20 protein-coding genes are annotated in these 21,871 nt (G+C 37.5%); 5 read left to right on the forward strand and 15 right to left on the reverse strand.

Features of this window, described 5'->3' with window-relative positions:
- Positions 1–44: 44 nt before the first annotated feature.
- The gene (locus tag BUA71_RS01985; RefSeq protein ID WP_072876178.1) at positions 45–1,517 is read right to left on the reverse strand and encodes a sulfatase; all 1,473 of its coding nucleotides are present in this window, start codon (positions 1,515–1,517) and stop codon (positions 45–47) included.
- 260 nt (positions 1,518–1,777) lie between these two features.
- Here BUA71_RS01985 and BUA71_RS01990 point away from each other — a divergent pair, with 260 nt between their 5' ends.
- On the forward strand, positions 1,778–2,374 hold the full coding sequence (locus tag BUA71_RS01990; protein WP_072876180.1) for a hypothetical protein: 597 nt from the start codon (positions 1,778–1,780) through the stop codon (positions 2,372–2,374).
- Positions 2,375–2,700: 326 nt separating this feature from the next.
- On the opposite strand, the gene BUA71_RS01995 is transcribed toward BUA71_RS01990, so the two are convergent.
- The 3 genes from BUA71_RS01995 to BUA71_RS02005 all read right to left on the reverse strand — a co-directional run bounded on the left by BUA71_RS01995 (position 2,701) and on the right by BUA71_RS02005 (position 4,377).
- The gene (locus BUA71_RS01995; protein WP_072876182.1) at positions 2,701–3,099 is read right to left on the reverse strand and encodes a hypothetical protein; all 399 of its coding nucleotides are present in this window, start codon (positions 3,097–3,099) and stop codon (positions 2,701–2,703) included.
- 764 nt (positions 3,100–3,863) lie between these two features.
- Positions 3,864–4,121 (reverse strand): Txe/YoeB family addiction module toxin, encoded by a 258-nt coding sequence (locus tag BUA71_RS02000; RefSeq protein WP_072876184.1) that lies wholly within the window; start codon positions 4,119–4,121, stop codon positions 3,864–3,866.
- 1 nt (position 4,122) lies between these two features.
- Complete coding sequence (locus BUA71_RS02005) at positions 4,123–4,377, reverse strand: type II toxin-antitoxin system Phd/YefM family antitoxin (protein ID WP_072876186.1); 255 nt, start codon at positions 4,375–4,377, stop codon at positions 4,123–4,125.
- 415 nt (positions 4,378–4,792) lie between these two features.
- Here BUA71_RS02005 and BUA71_RS02010 point away from each other — a divergent pair, with 415 nt between their 5' ends.
- Positions 4,793–5,032, forward strand: a complete 240-nt coding sequence (locus tag BUA71_RS02010; protein ID WP_449415959.1) for a hypothetical protein — start codon at positions 4,793–4,795, stop codon at positions 5,030–5,032.
- A 137-nt stretch (positions 5,033–5,169) separates the two neighbouring features.
- Here the strand turns inward: BUA71_RS02010 and BUA71_RS02015 are convergent, their stop codons facing one another.
- Together BUA71_RS02015 and BUA71_RS02020 are read right to left on the reverse strand one after the other, a co-directional pair.
- Complete coding sequence (locus BUA71_RS02015; protein WP_072876188.1) at positions 5,170–5,919, reverse strand: hypothetical protein; 750 nt, start codon at positions 5,917–5,919, stop codon at positions 5,170–5,172.
- 344 nt (positions 5,920–6,263) lie between these two features.
- Positions 6,264–6,932, reverse strand: coding sequence for a ZIP family metal transporter (locus BUA71_RS02020; protein WP_072876190.1), 669 nt, complete (start codon positions 6,930–6,932; stop codon positions 6,264–6,266).
- Positions 6,933–7,137: 205 nt separating this feature from the next.
- On the opposite strand from BUA71_RS02020, the gene BUA71_RS02025 reads away from it, so the two are divergent.
- A complete protein-coding gene (locus BUA71_RS02025; RefSeq protein WP_072876192.1) occupies positions 7,138–8,295 on the forward strand; it encodes a THUMP domain-containing class I SAM-dependent RNA methyltransferase in 1,158 nt (385 codons plus the stop codon).
- Between the two features lie 74 nt (positions 8,296–8,369).
- Here the strand turns inward: BUA71_RS02025 and BUA71_RS02030 are convergent, their stop codons facing one another.
- From BUA71_RS02030 to BUA71_RS02040, 3 genes are all read right to left on the reverse strand, one after another.
- Positions 8,370–9,767: a tetratricopeptide repeat protein gene (locus BUA71_RS02030; protein WP_072876194.1), complete on the reverse strand. Its 1,398-nt coding sequence runs from the start codon at positions 9,765–9,767 to the stop codon at positions 8,370–8,372.
- 86 nt (positions 9,768–9,853) lie between these two features.
- Complete coding sequence (locus tag BUA71_RS02035; RefSeq protein WP_072876196.1) at positions 9,854–11,053, reverse strand: aspartate aminotransferase family protein; 1,200 nt, start codon at positions 11,051–11,053, stop codon at positions 9,854–9,856.
- Between the two features lie 74 nt (positions 11,054–11,127).
- Positions 11,128–12,876, reverse strand: a complete 1,749-nt coding sequence (locus tag BUA71_RS02040) for an OstA-like protein (RefSeq protein WP_072876198.1) — start codon at positions 12,874–12,876, stop codon at positions 11,128–11,130.
- Positions 12,877–13,138: 262 nt separating this feature from the next.
- Between BUA71_RS02040 and BUA71_RS02045 the strand changes: the two genes are divergently transcribed.
- Positions 13,139–13,930, forward strand: coding sequence for a ferritin-like domain-containing protein (locus BUA71_RS02045; protein WP_072876200.1), 792 nt, complete (start codon positions 13,139–13,141; stop codon positions 13,928–13,930).
- Positions 13,931–13,966: 36 nt separating this feature from the next.
- Entirely contained in the window at positions 13,967–14,797 is an 831-nt protein-coding gene (locus tag BUA71_RS02050; RefSeq protein WP_072876202.1) for a ferritin-like domain-containing protein, read from the forward strand.
- A gap of 84 nt (positions 14,798–14,881) precedes the next feature.
- Here the strand turns inward: BUA71_RS02050 and BUA71_RS02055 are convergent, their stop codons facing one another.
- From BUA71_RS02055 to BUA71_RS02080, 6 genes are all read right to left on the reverse strand, one after another.
- Positions 14,882–16,153 (reverse strand): adenylosuccinate synthase, encoded by a 1,272-nt coding sequence (locus BUA71_RS02055; protein WP_072876204.1) that lies wholly within the window; start codon positions 16,151–16,153, stop codon positions 14,882–14,884.
- A 12-nt stretch (positions 16,154–16,165) separates the two neighbouring features.
- Complete coding sequence (locus BUA71_RS02060) at positions 16,166–16,621, reverse strand: Fur family transcriptional regulator (protein ID WP_072876206.1); 456 nt, start codon at positions 16,619–16,621, stop codon at positions 16,166–16,168.
- A gap of 29 nt (positions 16,622–16,650) precedes the next feature.
- Positions 16,651–18,861, reverse strand: coding sequence for a RelA/SpoT family protein (locus BUA71_RS02065; RefSeq protein ID WP_072876208.1), 2,211 nt, complete (start codon positions 18,859–18,861; stop codon positions 16,651–16,653).
- A gap of 35 nt (positions 18,862–18,896) precedes the next feature.
- A complete protein-coding gene (locus tag BUA71_RS02070) occupies positions 18,897–20,135 on the reverse strand; it encodes a M48 family metallopeptidase (protein ID WP_072876211.1) in 1,239 nt (412 codons plus the stop codon).
- Between the two features lie 79 nt (positions 20,136–20,214).
- Positions 20,215–21,015, reverse strand: coding sequence for a TrmH family RNA methyltransferase (locus BUA71_RS02075; protein ID WP_072876212.1), 801 nt, complete (start codon positions 21,013–21,015; stop codon positions 20,215–20,217).
- A gap of 341 nt (positions 21,016–21,356) precedes the next feature.
- Positions 21,357–21,824 (reverse strand): hypothetical protein, encoded by a 468-nt coding sequence (locus BUA71_RS02080; protein WP_072876214.1) that lies wholly within the window; start codon positions 21,822–21,824, stop codon positions 21,357–21,359.
- Positions 21,825–21,871: the final 47 nt, after the last annotated feature.

Genomic DNA, 21,871 nt, shown 5'->3' on the forward strand with positions numbered 1-21,871 from the left:
ATTAATTGTTAAGAACCAAGCTTATAGTTTGACTTTAGAGAAGTTTAATTATTGCTGAAATCTTTTAAAAGCGCTTCCAACTCCTTTACTTTTTCGGGATTGGATTTTGAAATATCTACCGCTTCGTAGGAATCCTTCCTGTGATCAAACAAACCATATTTAGCTGAACCTTTTTGTTTTGGAAAACGCATTAACCGGTATTCTTTAGTCCGCACGGTAGTACCATTATGCCAAAACCCGTGTGCTGCTTTTTTCACTTCCTTGGAGGCGTCATTGAGCATGGGTTCCAAATTAGTACCATCGAGATTATTGGGTACCGCGATGCCGCTTAATTCACATAGGGTGGGGTAGAGGTCCACACTTTCCACAATCCCTTCGGCTGTTTTATTGGTAGCCTGCGCTCCGGGAGCCTTAATGATAAGGGTGCTTTTTAAGGACCTGTCAAAAAGCGCGTGTTTACCCCAAATGGATTGATCGCCCAGATGCCAGCCGTGATCGCCCCATACCAGAACAATGGTATTTTTATCCAGATCCAGCCGTTTTAGCTCATTTAGAACCATCCCTATTTGAGCATCTATATAACTCACCGCGGCAAAATAAGCATGTCTTAACCTGCGTGCATAAGCATCACTTACCGGATTGTTGGCGGCGGGATGTTCTTCAGCATTTAGATATCCGTGGTTAAATTCATTGCTGTTATTTAGCGCCGCCCGGGTTAGGTTTTCGGGAGCATTTATAACGGGAGCGAGAGGGAGATTTTCCTTCTCGTACATATCCCAATATTTTTTTGGCGCGTTAAAGGGCAGGTGGGGTTTAAAAAATCCGACGCCCATAAAAAACGGCTCTTTTCTTTCTTTAAGCACACTTAATTTTTCAACAGCCAGTTTGGCCGTTAATCCATCGGGATAACCGGTATCTTCAACCTGTGCGTGTTGGTAGGGCTTTACCTTTTTGTTTTGGGATTGGCGACTTTCCCCATCTGCATAAGCAAAAAAGGCTTTCCAACCGGTATCCCAGGCACCACTATTAAAATACAGGGTGTCCCAGCTTTGCGGCAGTTCCCGTTGGTTAGAAACCGCCTCGTTATATCCGTAAACATAACCATCTGCACTATGGCTTATTTTGCCAATTCCGGCGATGTAATAGCCGTTGTTTTTAAAGTGGTGGATAAAAGTTTCAGGAGCCCCAGCTTCCCTGGCATTCGATATTTCATTAACAATGGCGTTGTTCGATAAATGGCCCGGTTTTGTGGGGTATAGTCCAGTGAGCATAGAATACCTGGACGCACCGCAGGTTGGCACCTGGGTGAAATGGTTTTTAAAAAGCGTGCCTTCTCCCGCCAGGTCATCCAGGTGTGGCGTTTTCATATAATCAAGTCCGTAACTACCTAATTGTGGCCTTAGGTCGTCAACACTTATAAAAAGTATATTGGGTTTTTGTGATTTTGGCTTTGAACAGGAAATTAAGCTTAAAGAAACAAGGCTTAAAAACAATAAAAAACGAAGCGGGGATTTCATATTATCGTTGCAATTTACAGGGATAGCATAGGCTTAGTTTCCGCAAATAATTTTGACTGAATTTATCTGGCTTATAAACAGTATTTCTATAAAACTTAAAAGTACATTTAATAGGTTAAGAAATCTAATTTTTTCATTTGAAGTTTAGGAGATTCTTTCACTTTTGGCGTTTGCGTTCTTAGTTAAATTTTAGCTAATATTTATTTTAATGCTTTGAACCGTTAAAATTTGGTATTTTTAGAGCGTAAAATAGAGGTAATATGAAAAATTTTATAAATAAATACCGTGAATTTTATTTTTTGCTATTCCTGTGTATTATTAGTCTTACGCTTCAGGCGCAGCAGGAAAATGAATTTACTTCTTCAGGAAATATAAATTCAGAAGAACAGGCAAAAACTGAAACTTCTTTTATAGAACGCTTTTCCATTAAACAACATAAAGAGGAAGATTTTAATGCTGCGTTGGGGCAGAAGAGGTATTTCCGCAGTTATTTAAACTACGATCATAAAAGAATTCATTTTGAAATGGGTGCGGGGCCTATCACACAGAGTTCCTACCTTAATCCTATGGTCGTTGATCAATTAATTGGTGCAGATGCACGTTTTGAATACGCTTTAAACAAAACATTTTCACTCTACGCTTTTGGAAGGTTTGTTTCCAAGTCTTTAAATAAGAAGGATTTCAAGTCTTTTTACGCAGTAGAGCCATTTTTTTATAACAGCGAAGTAGGTGCGGGAATTAAAGGAAGTTTTAATAATCTTAAAATAGATCTGGGGACAAGAACTGCTTTAGATGCCCCGGTAAATCAAGTGGGACCAAAAACCAGGATTAATTCCTCTTTTTCTTTGGAGTTTTAGTGAGTAATGGAAGATTAAAAGGTGATAGGTTTAGCCACCAAATAAAAATAAAGTAGCCGATCTCTATCTAAAATTTTACAATACAAATAGACAATTCCCCATAGGAACAATCGATGAAGAGCCGGTTTAGTCAATCCCGCAAGAGCAAGACTTTCAAGTTAGGATCCCGAAAAATCGGGACAGGCAGTACCGATCACACAGCCTGCCTCGATTTTTTCGGAAGATCCGTACGCTGACTGGTACCTCGGCTCTACTCCACAGGACTGTCAGGTTTAAATCTCGTCATTTAATGGCGAAACCGTCCACTGGATTGTAGTGTGTTTATATTAATCAATCTGGACAAAAAATTCATCGTAATATTCAAATCCGCCATCATAACGAATCACTAAAGTATCCTGTTTAAACCAATATTCATAATCGTTTTCCCATTCTTCTCCATTTAAGTTTTTTCCAAAAATAGTAATGTTTGAATCTGTAATATTATAGCTAGCTCTGCCTGTCTCAATACCTAAATAATCATAGAGAATTCTCTCTTTATTTTCCGTATATTCTTCAATTCTTTGATTTTCTGAATCAATCAAATAGTCGCCTCCGTTCATAAGACTATTTCCTTTAACTAACTGCCACTTTCCAATAATCTTGTTGATTTCAATATTTTCATTATTACAATTCGCAAGCAATAATAACGCGCAAACTATTAAAAAAACCAATTTGCTATTTTTCATAATTTTTTGTTTTCTGGTTATATTGTATAGATATAATAACTCCGAAATGGTTGCGTTAAAAAATTGCAGTCTGTCATAAAACTACCAATTAATTCTCCTAAATATAATATTTTTCTGATTTTGAATAACCCGTTTCGTATTTTTTTGTTCCCGCCGATATCGTTCCGATGACTTTCAAGATCATCAGACGGTTTTCAAAAATATTACCTGGCTCGATTCTTTCCGGATCCTGCCCAAGGGATTTACCCGGATTAGGCATTATGGTATCCTGAGCAGTTATTACAAAAGAATTATAATTCCAGAATTACAAAAGGTGCTGGGCACGGTAGCACTACCAGAAAGAAAACCCCTGCAAAACCAGGTGTGCCCGGTATGCAAAAAAAGAAAACTTATTACCGTGGCCATATTTACAGCCCGAGGACCACCAAGATACTGGCTTGACAAATTGAAAAACCAAAATTAAATGATAATGAAAAACGATCCTGCAAGACGTAATGGGAGACTACATCCTAAAATTGAAGAAAATGGCAAAAAGTAGCAATAAAATCCGTTCAATGCCCAAAATGGTACAACTTGCTATCTTCTTACCTTAGGTTTTAGCCACCAAATAAAAAGAAAGGTGGGATTCTCTACCTAAAAGCACTCAAGGCAAACAGACCAATCCCCATAGTGGCTAATCGACGAACAGCCGGTTTAGTCAACACGGCATTCATGTTAGGCCGTACCGGCCACACGAATGCTTAGTTATTGTACGCAGTATTTTTTCAGTCGTAATGAAACCTGCATTTCGCAATTAAAATTTCTCCTTCTCTATATTTATAAATCAGTCGGTTTTCACTATCAATTCGTCTTGACCAAAATCCAGCGTATTTATGCTTTAGAGGTTCAGGTTTTCCAATTCCATCAAAAGGATTTCGAGAAATGTCTTTCAGAAGTTCATTTATCTTCTTGAGCTTTTTCTTGTCGGTTTTTTGCCAGTATAAATAATCTTCCCAAGATTCGTCAACGAATATATATTTCATCTTAATCTTCGATTAGGTCTTTATTCATAGTCATTCCGCTTCTTAGTTTTTCAATTGCAGAATCTAATCGTAATTCATTTTTTCGAGAAGATAATTCGTGATTTGTAGCCATTAGCGAATTGTATTCCTGCAAAGACATAACTACAATTCCAGAGTCTTTTCCACGATTTATAATTAAAGTCTCAAAGTTCTTTACAACTCTGTCCAAGTATGTTTTAATATCTCTTCTAAAATCAGATACAGTTGTTATTTGCATAATATTGTATTTAATAAAGTACAAATATATGTACAAAATATGATTTACGCAATTTTTTTCGTATTGCTGGCAACGGCAGTTTGTCTCAAAACTACCAATTAATTCTCTTAAAAATAATATTTTTCTGATTTTGATGAAATTTATCGGTGTACTACCATTTTTTGAAAATTGCTTTTACGTGCTCAAAAACAGTTTAAAATGAGGGACAGTAGCAGTTCTAATTGATCATAGTGTTTTTGATAGTCATAAAGCTGAGTTCATTCTTATTAATTAACTTCAAGATCCTTTTCAAGTTATAAGCCAGTACCATTAGCCCAAAATCTGCATTGGTTGCCTTGATTCCTTTTTTGGTTAGGATATAGGTGAATTAATTCAGACCAGCATCCATTCAAGGAAAGCCTAAAGAGCTGGAAGAATGGTTAAGGAACCGTTTACGGTATTGCGTTTGGTCCCGAATCCTCGGGAGAAAAAACCCGAACGAAAACGGAAAAACCTGATTCGCTTGGGGATTGACTTTGACCACGCCTATGCCTGGAGCCGTACCAGAATGGGCGGTTCGGCAGTAGCCCAAAGTCCTATTTTGCGTACCACCATTATCGTAGAACGCTTAAAAATGAAAGGTTATGTTAGTTTAATCGAATACTATAATCGATAAGTTTCACTATTGAACCGCCGTATATAGCCTGTCCCGATTTTTATCGGGAAGACCCGTATCCCGAGGCCTCGGGAGTGGTGTGAGGGGTACATTCTGTCATTTAATGGCGGAACCGCCCACTCGATTACCTGCTGGCTTTATCCGCCACTTTTGTGAAACTCAAGAGTTTTTGGAACGTTTTCAAAACCACATAAATTATCCAATCGATTAAGAGCGGTACTGAAAGATACGTTGGCTATATATTCTTGTCTAAACTCAATGTTATTATATTCATTTAATTCAAATAAATCAGAAATCCTTTGTCCATCTTTGAATTCCGATAAGTCGTAAAGAAAATTTCTCCACCAACCATAATAAAAGTAGTTTAAATCTCGAATAAAATCTTCATTCCCTCGATACAGACTTAGTACAGTATAAAACCCAACTAAGTCATAGATTGATTGGATATGGTCCGCAGTTATTCCCAATTTTTGGTTTGGTTTTTCAGAGAACATTGCCTTGATAAGCTTCTTCTTAAATTTATTATCTCCCGAACTCCATTTTTGTCTAATATCCCAAGCATTGTTAGTAATATTTCGAAATCTCTCACTTCTTAATTCCTTAAATAGATCTATTGTGGTCTGTTGAAGTTCATTTTTTCTGTCTCTTCGTGATTGTTCTAAAGTAAAGAAGATAGATACAAATGCTGTTAGAGAAGAAGCTAAAACCAGAATGTTTATCAACTCATCTAAATTCTTCGCAAGATTTTCTCTCAAAAAATAATTTTGATTAGTGATTAGACTTATGGATGCCAAAATCAGAGAAAGGAATAAGATAAAACACAGTATTACCAAAAATATTTGGATTCCTCTCTTCAAATTTCCTATTTTATCAAAAAATCGTTGCATTTTAATCTAAACTTGTTTTTTTAGCTTGCAGGTAACGTATTATCTATAAATATACCCAATATCCCTTAGTATTTTTGAGATAATGCGAAATTTTCTTCCAAGTTATCCCTTTTTGTTAAATTTTTGAATCGTGGTGTTCAGCGGGCTATCAACGGCTATTAATCTTTGCGGAAAACGTGGGTATATACCATAGTAATCTCAGGTATGAATACCTCAGAAACCTCCAATTTAAAACTTTCAGTAATTGTTATAAGTAAGCTGGATGAAGCTTTTTTTTCGAAATTGGTTCGTAAATTATGGCGGTTTCAAGGTTGGCGGGTCTCAGTAAAACCTGCCCAAAAACCTTAAATAAAATAAGCGAGTAAAATTCCGCCGATAATTACCGCGAGTTTGGAGAGATTAAACTTATGATTTTTGGAAGCTTCAAATAAAATAGTAGTAGATACATGTAAAAAAATCCCAATAACCATCGCGTTTACATAAACCGATATCTCTTTTAATAAGGCAAATTGCGATTTTAGAAAACTGCCTAATGGTGTCATTAAGGCAAAAATGCCCAGGAATAAAAAGATCCTGGGTTTACTGAGTTTAGAATGTAATAAAAAAACCGCTAAAATAGTGGCTACGGGAATTTTATGGATCACAACTCCGTGTAGAATATGATGGCCTTCATCCATTGGGAAGCCTTCCAAAAGGGCGTGAATGCTTAAGCTAAAAAGTAATAACCCCGGGAACTGCTCAATATTCGCGGGTTGGTGCAAATGCCCGTGTTCCACTCCTTTCGAAATAAACTCCAACACAATTTGTAGGAGTAAACCCAGCATTATAAAAATTCCAACCTGCGGATTTCCGGTGGAATAAACTGCCGGAAAAAGTTCAAAAACCGTTACCGAGAGTAAATAAGCCCCACTAAAACTAAGTAGCAACTTAAAGCCCGTAGAGGAGGAGGGCTTTAAAAAGCTGGCAATAATATACCCAATGAGAACAGAAAGTAGCGGTAAAATATAAATCATTTAGTAATAAAATCCATTAGTAAACTTACAGAAAACGCTTAAGATGTAGTTTCTACAATCCTGAGGTAAAAAAGCAGTAACATATTTTAGCCTTAAAAACTTTCATCTATGTTAAAAACCTGTGGCAAGTTTTCAGTTTACCCAAAGTCGGTCGTACTTTTATTCGACAAAATTACCCTATTTTTGTGGACTGTAAAAAACCGATATGCAAAATAATTTTAAAATGATCGCCAAGACCATGTTTGGTTTTGAGCCTGTGTTGGCAAAAGAACTACTAAAACTTGGCGCGATGGATGTAAAAGAAGGTACCAGGAATGTAAGTTTTGTGGGGGATACCGGCTTTATGTATAAAGCCAATCTCTGCCTGCGAACGGCCATTAAGATCTTAAAACCATACCGAAGTTTTAAAATTTTTTCTGAAGAAGACCTGTATAAGGAAATTTATAATTTGCCCTGGGAGGATTTTATGGATGTAGATGATACCCTAGCCATAGATGCTACCGTGCATTCCGAAACGTTTACGCATTCTAAATACATTTCCCTAAAAACCAAGGACGCGATTGTGGACCGGTTTCGAGATAAATTTGGAAGGCGTCCCAGCGTAGATTTAGATTTTCCTACGCTGCGTATTAATATTCACATTGAAAAGAATTACTGTAATGTCTCGTTCGATTCTTCGGGGCAATCTTTACATAAACGCGGCTATAAATCGGCGACCAATATCGCGCCGATTAACGAGGTTTTAGCGGCGGGGATGTTATTGCTTTCGGGTTGGGAAGGCCAGAGTGATTTTTTAGATCCTATGTGCGGGAGTGGTACTATTTTGATTGAAGCTGCGATGATCGCCTGTAATATTCCGCCAAACTTAAACCGAAAAGAATTCGCTTTTGAACGTTGGAAAGATTGGGACGAAGACCTTTTTGAAAAAATTGAAGCATCGGTTTTAAAGAAAATCAAGGAATTTCATTTTACGATTAAAGGTTATGACACTTCTCCATCTGCGGTGCATAAAACCATAGATAACGTAGAAAATGCCAATCTTTCTGAATTTATAAAAGTACAGCGACAGGATTTCTTTGCTTCGGAAAAAGAAAACGAGCGTCACTTGCATATTGTATTTAATCCGCCTTACGGGGAGCGTCTGGAAATAGATATGCCAAAATTTTATAAAGAAATTGGAGATACCCTAAAGCAAGCATACCCGGGGACAGATGCCTGGTTTATTACGTCAAATTTAGAGAGCATAAAACACGTTGGATTGAGACCTTCAAAAAGATATAAGCTCTTTAATGGTGCGTTAGAATCTAAATTTTTAAAATATCAAATTTACGCAGGATCAAAAAAAGCAAAATATCAGGAATAAGTTTAAACCTCACAGGTCTTGGAGACCTGTGAGGTTTTTAAACAAAACTACTTTTAAGTTGATCGATGAGTTAACTAAGACAAATCAATAAAAGAATTAATAATTTGTCTTACGCTTTTGCGGTTAAAGATCTTCGGGAATAATTCTTCGATCACAATATAATATTCAGCATCAATTTTTAATCCTCTATTGAGGTGAAAATAAGCTTTCTCACCTTCATTAAGACAAAAGTAAAGTCCGGCTAAACGAAATTCTATCTCGGCCGTATGGGGATAAAATTCCAACGCCTGATTTAAATTTTGAACCGCCGTCTCAAACTCTCCCAGGTCAATCAAGATATCACAACGTCGCACCCAGGTCTCTAATTCATAATTTCCCAGGTCCAGGCTTTTTTTATAACCGTGCTCTGCTTCTTCATAAAACTTTAAGCGGTTATTTATTTTGGCATAACGCTGCCAGTAAAGTACGTTTTCTTCGTCTATATTTATCGCTTTATTTATGTAGTAAAGCGCTTTTTGATAGTTTTTCTTTTTAATATAAAAATCTGTAATGGCAATCCAGCCTTTGTCCAAAAGCGGATCTTCGTGCATACAATCTTTATAATGCTTAAGGGCCAATTCATTTAAGCCTATTTTCTCAAAGCATTTTCCAATGCGCAAATAGGCAAAGGAAGTAGGGTCATCTAACTCTAAGGTAAGTCGGTAATTTTCTATGGCTTCGTGGTAACGACCTAACTTCTCCAGCACTTTTCCTTTTTCTAAGTAAGCGCCAATAAAAAGATCGTCACTAATTATGGCAAAATCGAAGGCAGAAAGCGCCTTGTGATATTCTTCCAGGTCAAAATACTGTTTTCCTATTTGGTGCCAGGCTACTTCACAGTAAGGATTTTTGTCCAGGTACATATTTAAGTATTCTATGGCCTGTGGTTTTTGATCCAGAAAATCGAAGCAGTACATAATATTGTACAATGCTGAAAAATCCTCTTCATCGGCTTCCAGGCATTTCATAAAACTGAATTTGGCCTTCTCAAAATTCTCCAAAAACAAATACTCCATGCCAATTAGGGAATACACCTCGGCAGGATCTGGAGTGATATCTAAAGCCAGATTTAAAGCAGCGATTGCCTGGGCATGTTGGTCTCGTTTAGAAAGGATTTGCGCCTTTTGGATATAAACCTCCTCATTAGAAGATTCTAATTCCTGCAACTCGGTAAGCATGGTTTCAGCAGCATCTAGCTTATCTTCAAAAACCAGGATTTCTATCTTAAAAAGTTTAAGATTTACAGAGTCTGGATGCTGGGTAAGTCCTAATTTTACCGCCTTTTTTGCCAGTGCAAATTTTCCATTTTCCAGATAATAATGAATAATATCTTCAAACTCCATCGAATCAAAGAATAAAACATCATTGGTTTTAAGCATAGATTCGAAGCGCGCGAGAGAGAAATTGTTTTCGTCGTTATGGCTTAAATGCATACGTTATGAATTACCGGATTTCTACATTATTAATTTAAAAATCAAAATGAATGAATTTCCGGAAGTTTAAAATTGTTGTTAACAAACTAATCAACAGCTTTTTCTTGCTTTATGATATCGTTTAATACGTCAATAATGATGCCACAGCCCTCTTTTATTTCAGCATTAGAAATAGTTAGGGGAGGGGTAATCCTTACTGCTTTTTGTTCGAATAAAAGCCAGAAAAGAATAAGACCTTTTTCCTTACATTTTAAGATTAATTTATTGGCTATTTCTTCTGAAGAAGCAATAATAGCAAGCATTAAGCCTTTGCCGCGGACTTCAGAAATTAGCGGGTGCACCAGTAATTTTCTAAAGAGTTTTTCTTTCTCAAGACTTTCTGTCATAAGTCCAGAAGTGGTGATTTCTCGTAAAGTTGCCAGAGCTGAAGCAGCAATCACGGGATTTCCCCCAAAGGTCGTAATATGTCCCATTTTTGGCCGGTCTGAAAGGCTGTCCATGATTTTCGATGATGCAGCAAAAGCACCAATGGGCATACCGCCACCCATTCCTTTTCCCAAAGCGACAATGTCTGGAACCACATTAAAATTTTGAAACCCGAAGAGTTTTCCCGTCCTGCCAAATCCCGGCTGAATTTCATCTAAAATCAATAAAGCGCCAACTTCTTCGCAACGTTGTTTTACGGCTTCTAAATAATTATGCTCCGGAAAGATAAATCCTGCGCCTCCCTGGATGCTTTCCAAAACTACCGCGGCAGTATTTTTGGTGATTTTTCGCAGATCTTCCTTTTCGTTGAAGTTAATAAAGGAAATTCCTCCCAGGAGTGGTCTAAATGGTTTTTGACGCTCCTCAAAATCCATTAAACTTAGAGAACCCATGGTGTTGCCGTGATAGGCTTTTCTGGCCGCAATAATTTCGGCCCGGCCGGTGTAGCGCCGTGCCAGTTTTATAGCGCCTTCAATAGCCTCGGTACCAGAATTGGTGAGATAAGTTTTCTCTAAAGGTTTTGGGAAATGTTGCGCGAGTAATTTGGTTAAAGCAACCGCCGGTTCCTGGGCATATTCTCCATAAACCATCACGTGCAGGTATTTCTCTGCTTGTTCCTTTATAGCCTGTACCACTTTGGGATGACAATGCCCAAGACTACAGGCGGAAACGCCGGCTACAAAATCCAGGTGTTTCTTCCCATCGGTGGTATAAATATACGTTCCTTGTGCTCGTTCTACTTCCAGGCCTAAAGGATGAGGTGTGGTTTGTGCCTGGTATTTTATAAAATCTTTCTTCATCAACTTGTCCTTCTTCTGCTTCCGGTTTACTCGATAGTCGATATTTACCCCCATAGGGATTGTCTCCAGGTGGTTTATTTTTCTTCTTCGCTCTTTAGTTTCTGCGGCTCTTTTAGCTGCGGAATACTATCTTTCTCTCTGTTCTTGAGATCATCTGGCTTTAAGCGTGATTTTTCATTCAGCAGCATATCTTCTCCTTCTTCCCGTTCATCAAAGAAATCATTCTGCTCTTCCGGCAGGGGAATACCTTCAATTTTAATTAATTCCGGTTCCGGCTGGCCTTTAAAGAGGTCCTGTTTGGTAAGTATGCGCTCGTCGCCACGCCAATTAAAACCTATTAATTTCCGGGCATTTATAGGGAAATCCTCTTCCGGGGTAAGGTCTCCATCTACATTATTGTAATAATAAATATCATCTATTTGCCGGTCACTAAACAGTATTTTAATAGAACTGGACAGGGTTTTATTAATGCCAATAAGTTCTTTTTCGCTATTCCTACTATAATATAAGGTCTCGGTATTTTTGTTAATATCTACCTGGTAGAGTTCGTTATTTTCAAATAGTCCAACCAAATCCTGACCTTTCACCTGGTTGTAGCCCTTTATACTGTCCTTTTGTATTAAAAACGCATTATTAAAAACCCTTAAGGAATCTAATTGTTCAGTCCTGGTATTGCTTTGCAAATGAATAGTGTCGCCCGTCATTTGACTCAACCCAGACCATAAAACAGGGCTTCGTCGCACTTCTATGGAAGAAACCGGGCCAGAGTTGAGATTGATCATTTGGGTAAGCCCCGTAGCCTGGTTAATATGCACCGAATCACTTTTTCCGCTCATATTGCTTTTATAAAGCCTAACATCATAAAATCCCCTAATAATTCGTTTTTCCGGTTTGCCGGTAATCATAATCGTATCGCTGTGTATAAAAAGCGAATCTTTATCCTGCACGCTGGCAGCCACAGCTTTTTTAGTAATAAATACCGAATCATTTTCTTTAAATACTTCGGCATAATGCCCGGTGACCACACTTTCATTAATTGTATCAATCACCTCAATATTATTGGTTGCCGAAGCAAAATTGGTATTTCGGTTAAAGTACATACTATCACCTTTTACCGTGCGATTGTCATAATCTATCCTGGAGTTTTTTACAAAATATCCCGTATCCCCGCGGGTATCATAAAAGCCCCGTTCGCAATACACGGTGCTGCTTTCGCTTTCTATAGTAGAGGGGCCGTAAAGATAGGCGTGGCCAGTTTCACCATAAAAATCCAGTTGCTCTGAAGTAATTACATACTCGGGATTGGTTAATTTTACTTCAGAAACGAAGGAATATTTATCCTTTTCTAAAAAATACCTTCCAATATTACTGGTAATAACCCCGCCGGTATCTATTACTTTCCCGCCACTCCTGTAGTAAGCCTGTTGTTTTAGTCGGTCAAAAAATAAGGTGTCGGTTTTAAGCGTCGTTTGAGGTCGTTGCATCACTACCTGCCCACTGGCAAAAGCAAATTGGGTATCCCCATTGTATTCGGCATATTTACTTTCCATACTCACGGTGTCTCCCTGTTGCATCCTCACATTGCCATAAGCCTTAAAAAAGTTTTCCTGGTCGTAATGAATGGCCTGGTCACACCAAATTTCGATGCCTTCGTGAATAAAATGAACTTGATTTTGAACTTTACTAAGTACAATTGCACCGGGATACTTCTCTTCGTTTTTTACAGTACGGTCACTGGTATAGTCTATTTTTTTGCCTTCCTGAGAAAAAAGGGAGGCATTGCAAACCAGGTAAAGCAAGATTAAAAGGAGGAGTTTTCTCAAACCGAAAAATTTTATTCAAAAGTAATTAAAATTTAGCTGAATAAAATTGCCAAAATCCAGAGATCATAACTTTGATTTTTATGCAGTTTTTACATTTGTAAATTGATAAAACTGCTTGTTGAATGCTTTAAAAATGCCTTTTGTAGATAAATTCACAAGAATTAAGACAGAAAAAGCTTTTCTTTAGAAAACTTTAACTTCGATTAAAAAACCAGAACGCTTAATGCTGCGTAAGTTTACCAAAGAACTAAAAATTTAAATTATGAAAAAACCAGTTAAGGTAGAGTTTAGTGGGAATTCCACTAAAGACGACAAAAGAAATTCGAGGAGGAGATTTATTAAACTTGGAGGCTTAGCATTCGCAGGCTCCAGTTTTCTAATGTACTCCTGTAGTGATGATGATGATTTGCCAGGCCCAAAACCGCCCGAACCAGGAGATGATGTTTTTGATCTTGGTGCAGGTAATCTTGGTGTTCTTAACTATGCTTACGCTTTAGAACAATTGGAAACCGCATTTTACAAAGAAGTAAGAGAAGGTGGTTACTATGCTGGAGCAGATGATAATGAAAAGCAGATTATGGACGATCTTTATTATCACGAATCTATACATAGTGCTTTCTTTAAAACTGCTATTACAGCCGCAGTTGGAGAAGGAAATGAAGATAAAGTTTTACCAGATGTTGAATTCGATTTTTCAAGCGTAGATTTTGATGATAGAATGGCTGTCCTTTCAACTTCTCTTTTATTGGAAGATACCGGTGTTTCTGCCTTTAATGGTGCCGGGAAATTAATTGATGTAGATGCAGAATTAGGAGGCACTTACTTATTAATTGCAGGAAAAATTGTTTCTGTGGAAGCCAGACATGCTTCGGCAATTGCAGATTTAATGGAACCAAATACCACTGCATTTGCCAGAGATGAAGTACTTGTTGATGTTGGTGGTTCAGGAAAAGCTTATGACAAAGCTACTCCGCCGGCAGATGTACTTTCTGCAGTAGTTAACACAGGATTTGTGAAGACAGAGTTTACTGCAAATGAATTGCCTACCGAGTAATTAATTTTCCATTTACTAATTTCAAAAAAAGACATTATGAGTTTTATAAAATTTCTAGATAAGCTTTCTGATGAGAAAGCATTGAATGCAAAAGGTTCCAGAAGGGAATCGCTTAAACAGTTTAAAGACTTTGGAAAAGGTGCGGCTATTGCTTCCATTCCTTTTGGTCTTGCGGCTACCAGTAATAAAGCTAAAGCAGCAACTTCTTCTATGGCTGCAGCTGCTTTTCAAGCCGACTCTACAGCTGTTTTAAACTTCGCACTAACTTTGGAATATTTAGAGAAAGAGTTCTATAATATTGCCGTAGATACAGATGGGTTAATCCCAGCCGAGACTAAAGATGTGTTTGCGCAAATTTCCAAGCACGAAGATAGTCACGTTGCATTTCTAAAGGCTGCTTTGGGAGATGCTGCAATAGCTAAACCAACTTTCGATTTTACCGGTGGACCCGGTGGATTAAGTTTAGATACTTTTAGTAATTATCAAACTTTCTTAGCTCTTTCACAAGGATTTGAAGATACCGGCGTAAGAGCTTATAAAGGTCAGGCAGGAGCTTTGGCCAATGATAATGCACTTTTAGAATATGCGCTGCAAATTCATTCGGTAGAAGCAAGACATGCTTCTAAAGTAAGAAGGCTAAGAGGAGAAAAAGGATGGATCACAGGTACAGAAAATACGCTACCAGAGCCATTTGCTCCTATTTATGCCGGGGAAGACAATACAGTGCAGGGTGGAGTAGATCTTGCCGGTATGTTCCCAGATCTTGGTGGAAATAATGCCGTTACAGAAGCTTTCGACGAGCCATTAACCATGGACGAGGTAAAAGCTATCGCCGGATTCTTCATCGTTCCTCCGGAAGAAGATTAGTAAAACAAATTTTCTAAGTTTTTGTTACAAAAAAAAGCCGTTTCATTTCGAAACGGCTTTTTGAATTTTATAATATTTATGCTCTTATCGCTGAATAGTTTGTGTTCTATCTGGCCCTACAGAAACTACTTTGATTGGAATTTCCAATTCTTTCTCTAAAAATTCTACATAGTCGTTAAATTCTTTTGGCAGCTCTTCAGCCTTCGTCATACCTGTAAGATCTGCTGCCCAACCTTTAATTTCAGTATAAACCGGACTGATATTTTCTGGTTCAATATTGTAAGGCAGGTGTTTAATTTCTTCTCCTTTATACTTATAGGCGGTACAAACTTTAAGAGTTTTAAAGCCGCTAAGCACATCACCCTTCATCATAATTAACTGTGTGATGCCGTTTACTTCTACCGCATATTTTAAAGCAACGAGGTCTAACCATCCACATCTACGGGCACGGCCGGTTGTAGCGCCAAATTCGTTACCTACGCGGCCCATGGTTTCACCATCTTCGTCAAAGAGCTCGGTAGGGAAGGGGCCACTACCCACGCGGGTTGTGTAGGCCTTAAAGATACCAAAAGCTTCTCCAATTTTGTTTGGGGCAATGCCAAGCCCGGTACAGGCTCCGGCAGCTGTAGTGGTTGAGGAAGTTACAAAAGGATAAGTGCCAAAGTCTATATCGAGCAGTGATCCCTGCGCTCCTTCAGCCAAAACTGTTTTTCCTTCCTTTTGCACTTCATGTAAATAAGCTTCACTATCTATAAAAGTGAGTTCTTTTAAGGTTTCAATGGCATCAAAGAATTCCGTTTCCATTTCAGCCAGATCATATTGAACATCTACATTGTAGAATTTGATCATTTTTTGATGCTTATCGGCTAAAGTTCTGTATTTATCTTTCCAGTTATCCATTTCCAGATCGCCAACCCGAATCCCGTTCCTGCCGGTTTTGTCCATATAAGTTGGGCCAATTCCTTTTAAGGTAGAACCTATTTTGGCTTTTCCTTTAGAAGTTTCAGAAGCGGCATCTAAAAGCCGGTGTGTTGGCAAAATAAGATGGGCTTTACGCGAAATGAGTAACTTAGTTTTATAATCTATATTGTTATTGCTAAGGTTGTCCAGTTCTTTCTTAAAGATCACCGGATCTATTACCACGCCATTTCCTACCAAATTTACGGTGTCGTCGTGAAAAATGCCCGAAGGAATCGTGTGGAGTACGTGTTTTTGTCCGTCAAATTCAAGAGTGTGTCCTGCGTTGGGACCGCCCTGAAATCTCGCAATAATGTCGTAATTAGAGGTGAGTACATCAACAATTTTTCCTTTGCCTTCGTCACCCCATTGGAGACCGAGTAGTAAATCTACCGCCATGAAAATAGTAAGTTAGTTGGTTGTTTTTTTATTGCCGTAAAAATATAACGAATGTTTGTTAATTTCAATATCAAACACTTCTTCTATAGTTTTTTTTATCGATTGAATGCGTGGGTCACAAAACTCGATCACTTCCCCGGTATCGGTTAATATTACATGATCGTGCTGCCTGTCAAAATAAGACTTTTCATATTGTGCCTGGTTTTGCCCAAACTGGTGCTTTCTAACCAATCCGCATTCCAGTAATAATTCAATAGTATTGTATAAAGTAGCCCTGCTTACCCGGTATTTTTTATTCTTCATGTTAATATAAAGCGACTCGATATCAAAATGATCGTCATTATTATAAACCTCCTGAAGAATAGCAAAACGCTCGGGAGTTTTTCTATGTCCTTTTTCCTCCAAATACTTGGTAAAGACGTTTTTAACTACGGCTTGATCGTTTTTATTTACAACTTTTTTGCTCATAATTTAATGTAGCTTACAAAGATATGGGATTATTCACGGCTAACCTTATCGATGCCGTTAATTTTTTTAAGTCGGTTTATCACCCTGGTAAGAATCGCATTGTTTTTAACTCTAAGGGTAATCTGTCCACTAAAAACACCATCTACGCTTTCAAAATTAACTTTTTGCATATTGACATTTAAATTGCTGGAAATCTCTTTTGTGACTTCACTTACCAATCCTAAATTATCAATTCCCTTTAGACTTACCACAGCTTTAAAATCCTGTTGTGAAGAATCTATCCATTTTGCCGGGATGATCCTGTAGGCATAATTACTCTGCAGTTGCAAAGCATTGGGACAGTTTTTCTTATGTACTTTTATCCCGTCGTTAACGGTAACAAAACCAAAAACCTGGTCCCCGGGAATAGGATTACAACAATTGGCTAGCTTATACTCCAGGGTCTCATCTTCATCCCTGCCAAAAACCAGCTGATCATATTTAGAGGTGATTTCATCTTTGTCAATATCTTCGGCAATAACCGGCTTTCTAATCTTACGTTTAATATAACTTACCAGGGCATTGCTACGCGAGGAAGCAAAGTCTTTGAGTAACTTGTTGTCTATTTTTCCAATTCCTACGCGATAAAAAAGATCTAAACTGGTTTTTAGGTTAAAATGAACTACCAGTTCATTGATGGTTTTTTCGTTAAACGGAATTTTTTGTGCTCGCAATTTACGCGTAAGAATAGCTTTCCCTTCTTCGGCAATTTCCCTTTTTTCATCTTTAAGGGATGTTTTTATTTTAGCCCTTGCCCGTGCCGTAGTTGCATAATCCAACCAATTTACGTTGGGTTTTGCATTATCTGAAGTGATTATTTCCACCTGGTCGCCACTTTTAAGTTGATGGCTTAAGGGCACCAGTTTGTTATTCACTTTTGCGCCTCGTGTTTTTAAACCAACCTCGGTGTGAATGCTAAAGGCAAAATCTAAAGGGGTTGCACCTTTAGGTAAAGATTTTAAATCTCCCTGTGGTGTGAAAATAAAAATTTCTTTGGAATAAAGGTTCAGCTTAAATTGTTCTACAAAATCAACCGCATTGGCATCTGGATTTTCCAACGCCTCTTGAAGCCTATTGAGCCATTCTTCAATCCCGCGTTCTTCCTGTACATTTCCCTGCTTGTATTTATAATGGGCAGCGTAACCTTTCTCGGCAATTTCGTTCATGCGGTTACTTCTTATCTGCACTTCTACCCAACGACCTTTTGGTCCCATCACGGTAATATGTAAAGCTTCATAACCCGTAGATTTAGGCGAAGAAATCCAGTCTCTTAAACGCGTTGGGTTTGGTCTAAAGTTATCGGTGACAATGGAATAGATTTTCCAGGCCAGGAATTTTTCATTTTCCTGGTCACTGTCATAAATAATCCTAATGGCAAATTTGTCGTAAACTTCTTCAAAATCAACATTTTGAGCTTCCATCTTGCGATGAATGGAATAAATGGATTTTGTTCTTCCTTTTATATCATATTTAAGGTCTTCCTTGTTAAGGGAATCTTCAATAACTCTTGAAAACTCTTTTATATAGGCATCCTGCTCTTCTTTACTCTCCCTAATTTTGGTATAAATATTATTGAAGATCTCTGGTTCTGTATATTTTAAACTTAGATCTTCCAGCTCGGTCTTAATGTTGTAAAGACCAATTCTATGAGCTAAAGGAGCGTATATATAAAGTGTTTCTGAAGAAATTTTTTCCTGCTTGTCTTTTCGCATGGCCGCCATGGTTTGCATGTTGTGCAAACGGTCGGCGATTTTAATAATTATTACCCTAATATCATCATTAAGGGTGAGTAACATTTTTCTGAAATTCTCGGCCTGTAAGGAAACATCTTTATCCTTTTTTAGACTGGATATTTTTGTGAGGCCGTCAACAATTCTCGCCACGGTTTTCCCAAACATCTCCTCAATATCATCAAGATTATATTTGGTGTCTTCTACCACATCGTGTAGTAAGGCTGCGGTTATCGAGGTTGCGTCCAATCCAATTTCTGAAGCTACAATTTTAGCTACATTAATAGGGTGGAAAATATAGGCTTCCCCAGATTTTCTACGTTGGCCTTTATGCGCTTCTACGGCGGTATCAAAAGCTTTTCGTATTTGCTTTTTGTCGTCTTCACTAAGACTGCGGTAACTTATGCTTAGCAGTTTTTTATACTGCCTGGCAATTTGTTTGTTTTCTTTTTCTATAGCTGCTTCAGTCATATTTTAAATGTACAATTAAGATTGTTAAGAAACAACTATGCATTCTGTTTTAAATTTCTAAATCTTTGTAAAAGCGTGGGATGTGAGTAATGCATAAATACATAGGCTTTATGCGGGGTTAGGTTGCTTAGGCTATTTTTGCTAAGCTTTTTTAAACTGGAAATTAAGGGTTTAGCGGCGTAGGTGTTTTTCGCATAATTATCTGCCTGATATTCAAATTTTCGTGAAATCAAATTCATGATTAATCCCGTTATTTCTGAAATAGGGCTGTATAAAATCCCAAAGGCGATTAATCCAATATGAAAACTGGGTTGTGCTACTCCCAGGGCTTGTGATAAGGCTGCACTTCCTACAAATAATGAAAGTAGCCACAATGTAAAGCCGGTTGTTAAAACTGAAGCTGCTAAATTAAATATAATATGCTTTTTTTTATAATGACCAACCTCGTGGGCAAGTACCGCTACAATCTCTTCATCTTCCAGGTCATTTACCAGCGTATCAAAAAGTGTGATTCTCTTTTCTTTACCAAAGCCCGAAAAGTAAGCATTCGCCTTGGTGCTTCGTTTAGAGCCGTCTATAATAAAAATATTATCCAGCGTGAAACCAACATTTTTGGCATAGGCTTCAATTTTACTGCGAAGGGAACCTTCTTCCAGCGGACTTTGTTTATTAAATAACGGAACGATGAGTTTTGCATAAAACATATTGAGAAAGATGGAAAAAACGGCAACGAGAATCCAGGCGTACCACCAGAAGTTATCTCCGGCAAATTGATAAAACCAAACGATTAAAGCCAGGATGCCTCCACCAATAACCGCCATCATAAGCCAGCCTTTTATTTTATCTAAGAAAAAGGTCTTTTTAGTGGTTTTGTTGAACCCATATTTCTCTTCGATCACAAAAGTGTTATACCAGGAAAAAGGAGTGGTGAGCAAGTCGCTGCCAATCATGATAATTCCAAAGAAAATAAGGGCAACTAATATCTCATTATTCGCAATACTTCGCGCAATTCCATCTACCCAGGCAAAACCGTCAAACAGTACAAAGCCTAAAGTGAGTAAAACCGAAAAAGTAGAAGTGAAGATCCCAAAACGATAGCCCTCTTTTTTGTAGGCTTGCGATTTTTCATATTCCTCTTTCTCATAAACATCATCGAGTTCTGGCGGGACAGAATCGTTAAAATGTTTGGCATTTAAGGTATCAAGGATTGTATCGATAATAAAATCAATACTAATAATACCGATAATTATATAAAATATAGTCTCAGGCTTCATTCTACGGTTCAAGGTTTAATTTAATCACGAAGTGATTTCGCTTCATATTTTTTCACACCGCGAGTTCCCCCATCGGGGGTTAGGGGGCTTTTTTTCTTTGTCTTTTCGCCTCAAAAATAAGAATTCCCGCAGTAACGGAAACGTTCATTGAATCAATTTCACCATTCATGGGAATGATAATATTTTGCGTGGCATTTTCGCGCCAGGCCTGGCTTAATCCCGTGGCCTCGGTGCCAACTACAATGGCTGTTGCGGCAGTAAAGTTTATTTGGTGATAAACTTTGGAAGCCTGCAAAGTAGCGGCATAAATAGAAATATTCTTCTCTTTTAAAAAATTGATTATTTCTGAAGTGCTTCCTGTAGCGATTTGATTGGTAAAAATGCAACCTACGCTAGACCGAATAATGTTTGGGTTATAGAGATCTGTTTTTGGGTTGGCAATAATCACGGCATCTACATTTGCCGCATCTGCCGTTCTTAAAATTGCACCTATATTTCCCGGTTTTTCGGGAGCTTCAGCCACTAAAATTAACGGGTTTTCTGATGTTAAATTTATATTTTGCAAGGCGTTCTTCTTAGCTTTAAATACAGCCAAAACGCCTTCAGTACTGCTTCTATAAGCTAATTTGTCATAAACTTCCTTTGAAATTCTGGTAATTTTTACGGTCTCCGGTAATTGGAGAGCTAATTGTTCCAGGCTTGCTAAATCTGGGCAAAAATAGAGGGATTTTGGTTTAAAACCACCTTTTAATGCCAGTTGAATCTCACGTCTTCCTTCTACTAAAAACGTGTTTTCCTTTCTTCGCATTCTCGATTTCTCCTGAAGCTGTAGAAGTTGTTTTATTTCTTTATTCTGCGGACTACTAATTTCCCTAATCATAGGCGTAAAAATAACTACTTTTAAATTAGGGCAAAGAAAAGAGGTTAATAAAAAAAGCGTTTTCTATTAATTTCTTAAAAAAGCATTTTTGATAAGAAGTATTGGCTAGCAAGCCTTACAGTTGGTTATAGTACTTAATAGCGTTGCGAAAGCGTCGAACTTGAGATTTAAGTTGAGTCAAAACATTATGCTATTGCAATCTAATTACCACAGCATAAATTTCACGGATAAAAAACTAGCTGTGTTATAACAAAAATTATAATTACGGATATAATGAAACGAAATGTCTTTAAGCGAAAAAGAAGAGATTAAAACAACTGGAACTTAACTACAATGCTTTATTATAGTTCTAATGTTTTAGAAATTAATGTCTTATATTCCTGAACATTTCTTTTGTACTTTTTCTGTAATCTAAACCACAAGAATATTCCAATTGCTAAAGTTAAAGCGGCTAATAGAAACATAGATGTATTCCTGCTATTTCCTAAGATTATAGCAATTACAAAACCCAAACCCAAAAACAGGTGCGTAAAAACAACTAATTTCAATAAAAAGTGTTGACTAAAAGAAATATCTATATTGGTCTCATTGTTAGAACCTGTTTTAGATAATTTTCCATTCGCGATAACATTGTTATGATAAAGTATGTACCACGCATAAAGGAGTCGCTTTCGAATTTTAAATGATATAAAGTTGCTGCTATCATTTTTCATTTGAAACACAAATCCGTTAATGGATCCAAGTGAGGATTCTAAATTTTCACTTATCACTTCTGGATTGCTTTTTACTTTAAAACTCCATTTCTCCATAGTATAATTTTGGATAAGCGTTGAACATATACGTTATCTGCTTGCCT

It is taken from the genome of Salegentibacter echinorum, from assembly GCF_900129445.1.
In the GTDB taxonomy this organism is placed as follows: domain Bacteria; phylum Bacteroidota; class Bacteroidia; order Flavobacteriales; family Flavobacteriaceae; genus Salegentibacter; species Salegentibacter echinorum.

Bases quoted from the DNA above. Each gene is read 5' to 3' on its own strand.
- BUA71_RS01985 (WP_072876178.1), bottom strand. From the start codon at position 1,517: ATGAAATCCCCGCTTCGTTTTTTATTGTTTTTAAGCCTTGTTTCTTTA.
- BUA71_RS01990 (WP_072876180.1), top strand. From the start codon at position 1,778: ATGAAAAATTTTATAAATAAATACCGTGAATTTTATTTTTTGCTATTC.
- BUA71_RS01995 (WP_072876182.1), bottom strand. From the start codon at position 3,099: ATGAAAAATAGCAAATTGGTTTTTTTAATAGTTTGCGCGTTATTATTG.
- BUA71_RS02000 (WP_072876184.1), bottom strand. From the start codon at position 4,121: ATGAAATATATATTCGTTGACGAATCTTGGGAAGATTATTTATACTGG.
- BUA71_RS02005 (WP_072876186.1), bottom strand. From the start codon at position 4,377: ATGCAAATAACAACTGTATCTGATTTTAGAAGAGATATTAAAACATAC.
- BUA71_RS02010 (WP_449415959.1), top strand. From the start codon at position 4,793: ATGGTTAAGGAACCGTTTACGGTATTGCGTTTGGTCCCGAATCCTCGG.
- BUA71_RS02015 (WP_072876188.1), bottom strand. From the start codon at position 5,919: ATGCAACGATTTTTTGATAAAATAGGAAATTTGAAGAGAGGAATCCAA.
- BUA71_RS02020 (WP_072876190.1), bottom strand. From the start codon at position 6,932: ATGATTTATATTTTACCGCTACTTTCTGTTCTCATTGGGTATATTATT.
- BUA71_RS02025 (WP_072876192.1), top strand. From the start codon at position 7,138: ATGCAAAATAATTTTAAAATGATCGCCAAGACCATGTTTGGTTTTGAG.
- BUA71_RS02030 (WP_072876194.1), bottom strand. From the start codon at position 9,767: ATGCATTTAAGCCATAACGACGAAAACAATTTCTCTCTCGCGCGCTTC.
- BUA71_RS02035 (WP_072876196.1), bottom strand. From the start codon at position 11,053: ATGAAGAAAGATTTTATAAAATACCAGGCACAAACCACACCTCATCCT.
- BUA71_RS02045 (WP_072876200.1), top strand. From the start codon at position 13,139: ATGAAAAAACCAGTTAAGGTAGAGTTTAGTGGGAATTCCACTAAAGAC.
- BUA71_RS02050 (WP_072876202.1), top strand. From the start codon at position 13,967: ATGAGTTTTATAAAATTTCTAGATAAGCTTTCTGATGAGAAAGCATTG.
- BUA71_RS02055 (WP_072876204.1), bottom strand. From the start codon at position 16,153: ATGGCGGTAGATTTACTACTCGGTCTCCAATGGGGTGACGAAGGCAAA.
- BUA71_RS02060 (WP_072876206.1), bottom strand. From the start codon at position 16,621: ATGAGCAAAAAAGTTGTAAATAAAAACGATCAAGCCGTAGTTAAAAAC.
- BUA71_RS02065 (WP_072876208.1), bottom strand. From the start codon at position 18,861: ATGACTGAAGCAGCTATAGAAAAAGAAAACAAACAAATTGCCAGGCAG.
- BUA71_RS02070 (WP_072876211.1), bottom strand. From the start codon at position 20,135: ATGAAGCCTGAGACTATATTTTATATAATTATCGGTATTATTAGTATT.
- BUA71_RS02075 (WP_072876212.1), bottom strand. From the start codon at position 21,015: ATGATTAGGGAAATTAGTAGTCCGCAGAATAAAGAAATAAAACAACTT.
- BUA71_RS02080 (WP_072876214.1), bottom strand. From the start codon at position 21,824: ATGGAGAAATGGAGTTTTAAAGTAAAAAGCAATCCAGAAGTGATAAGT.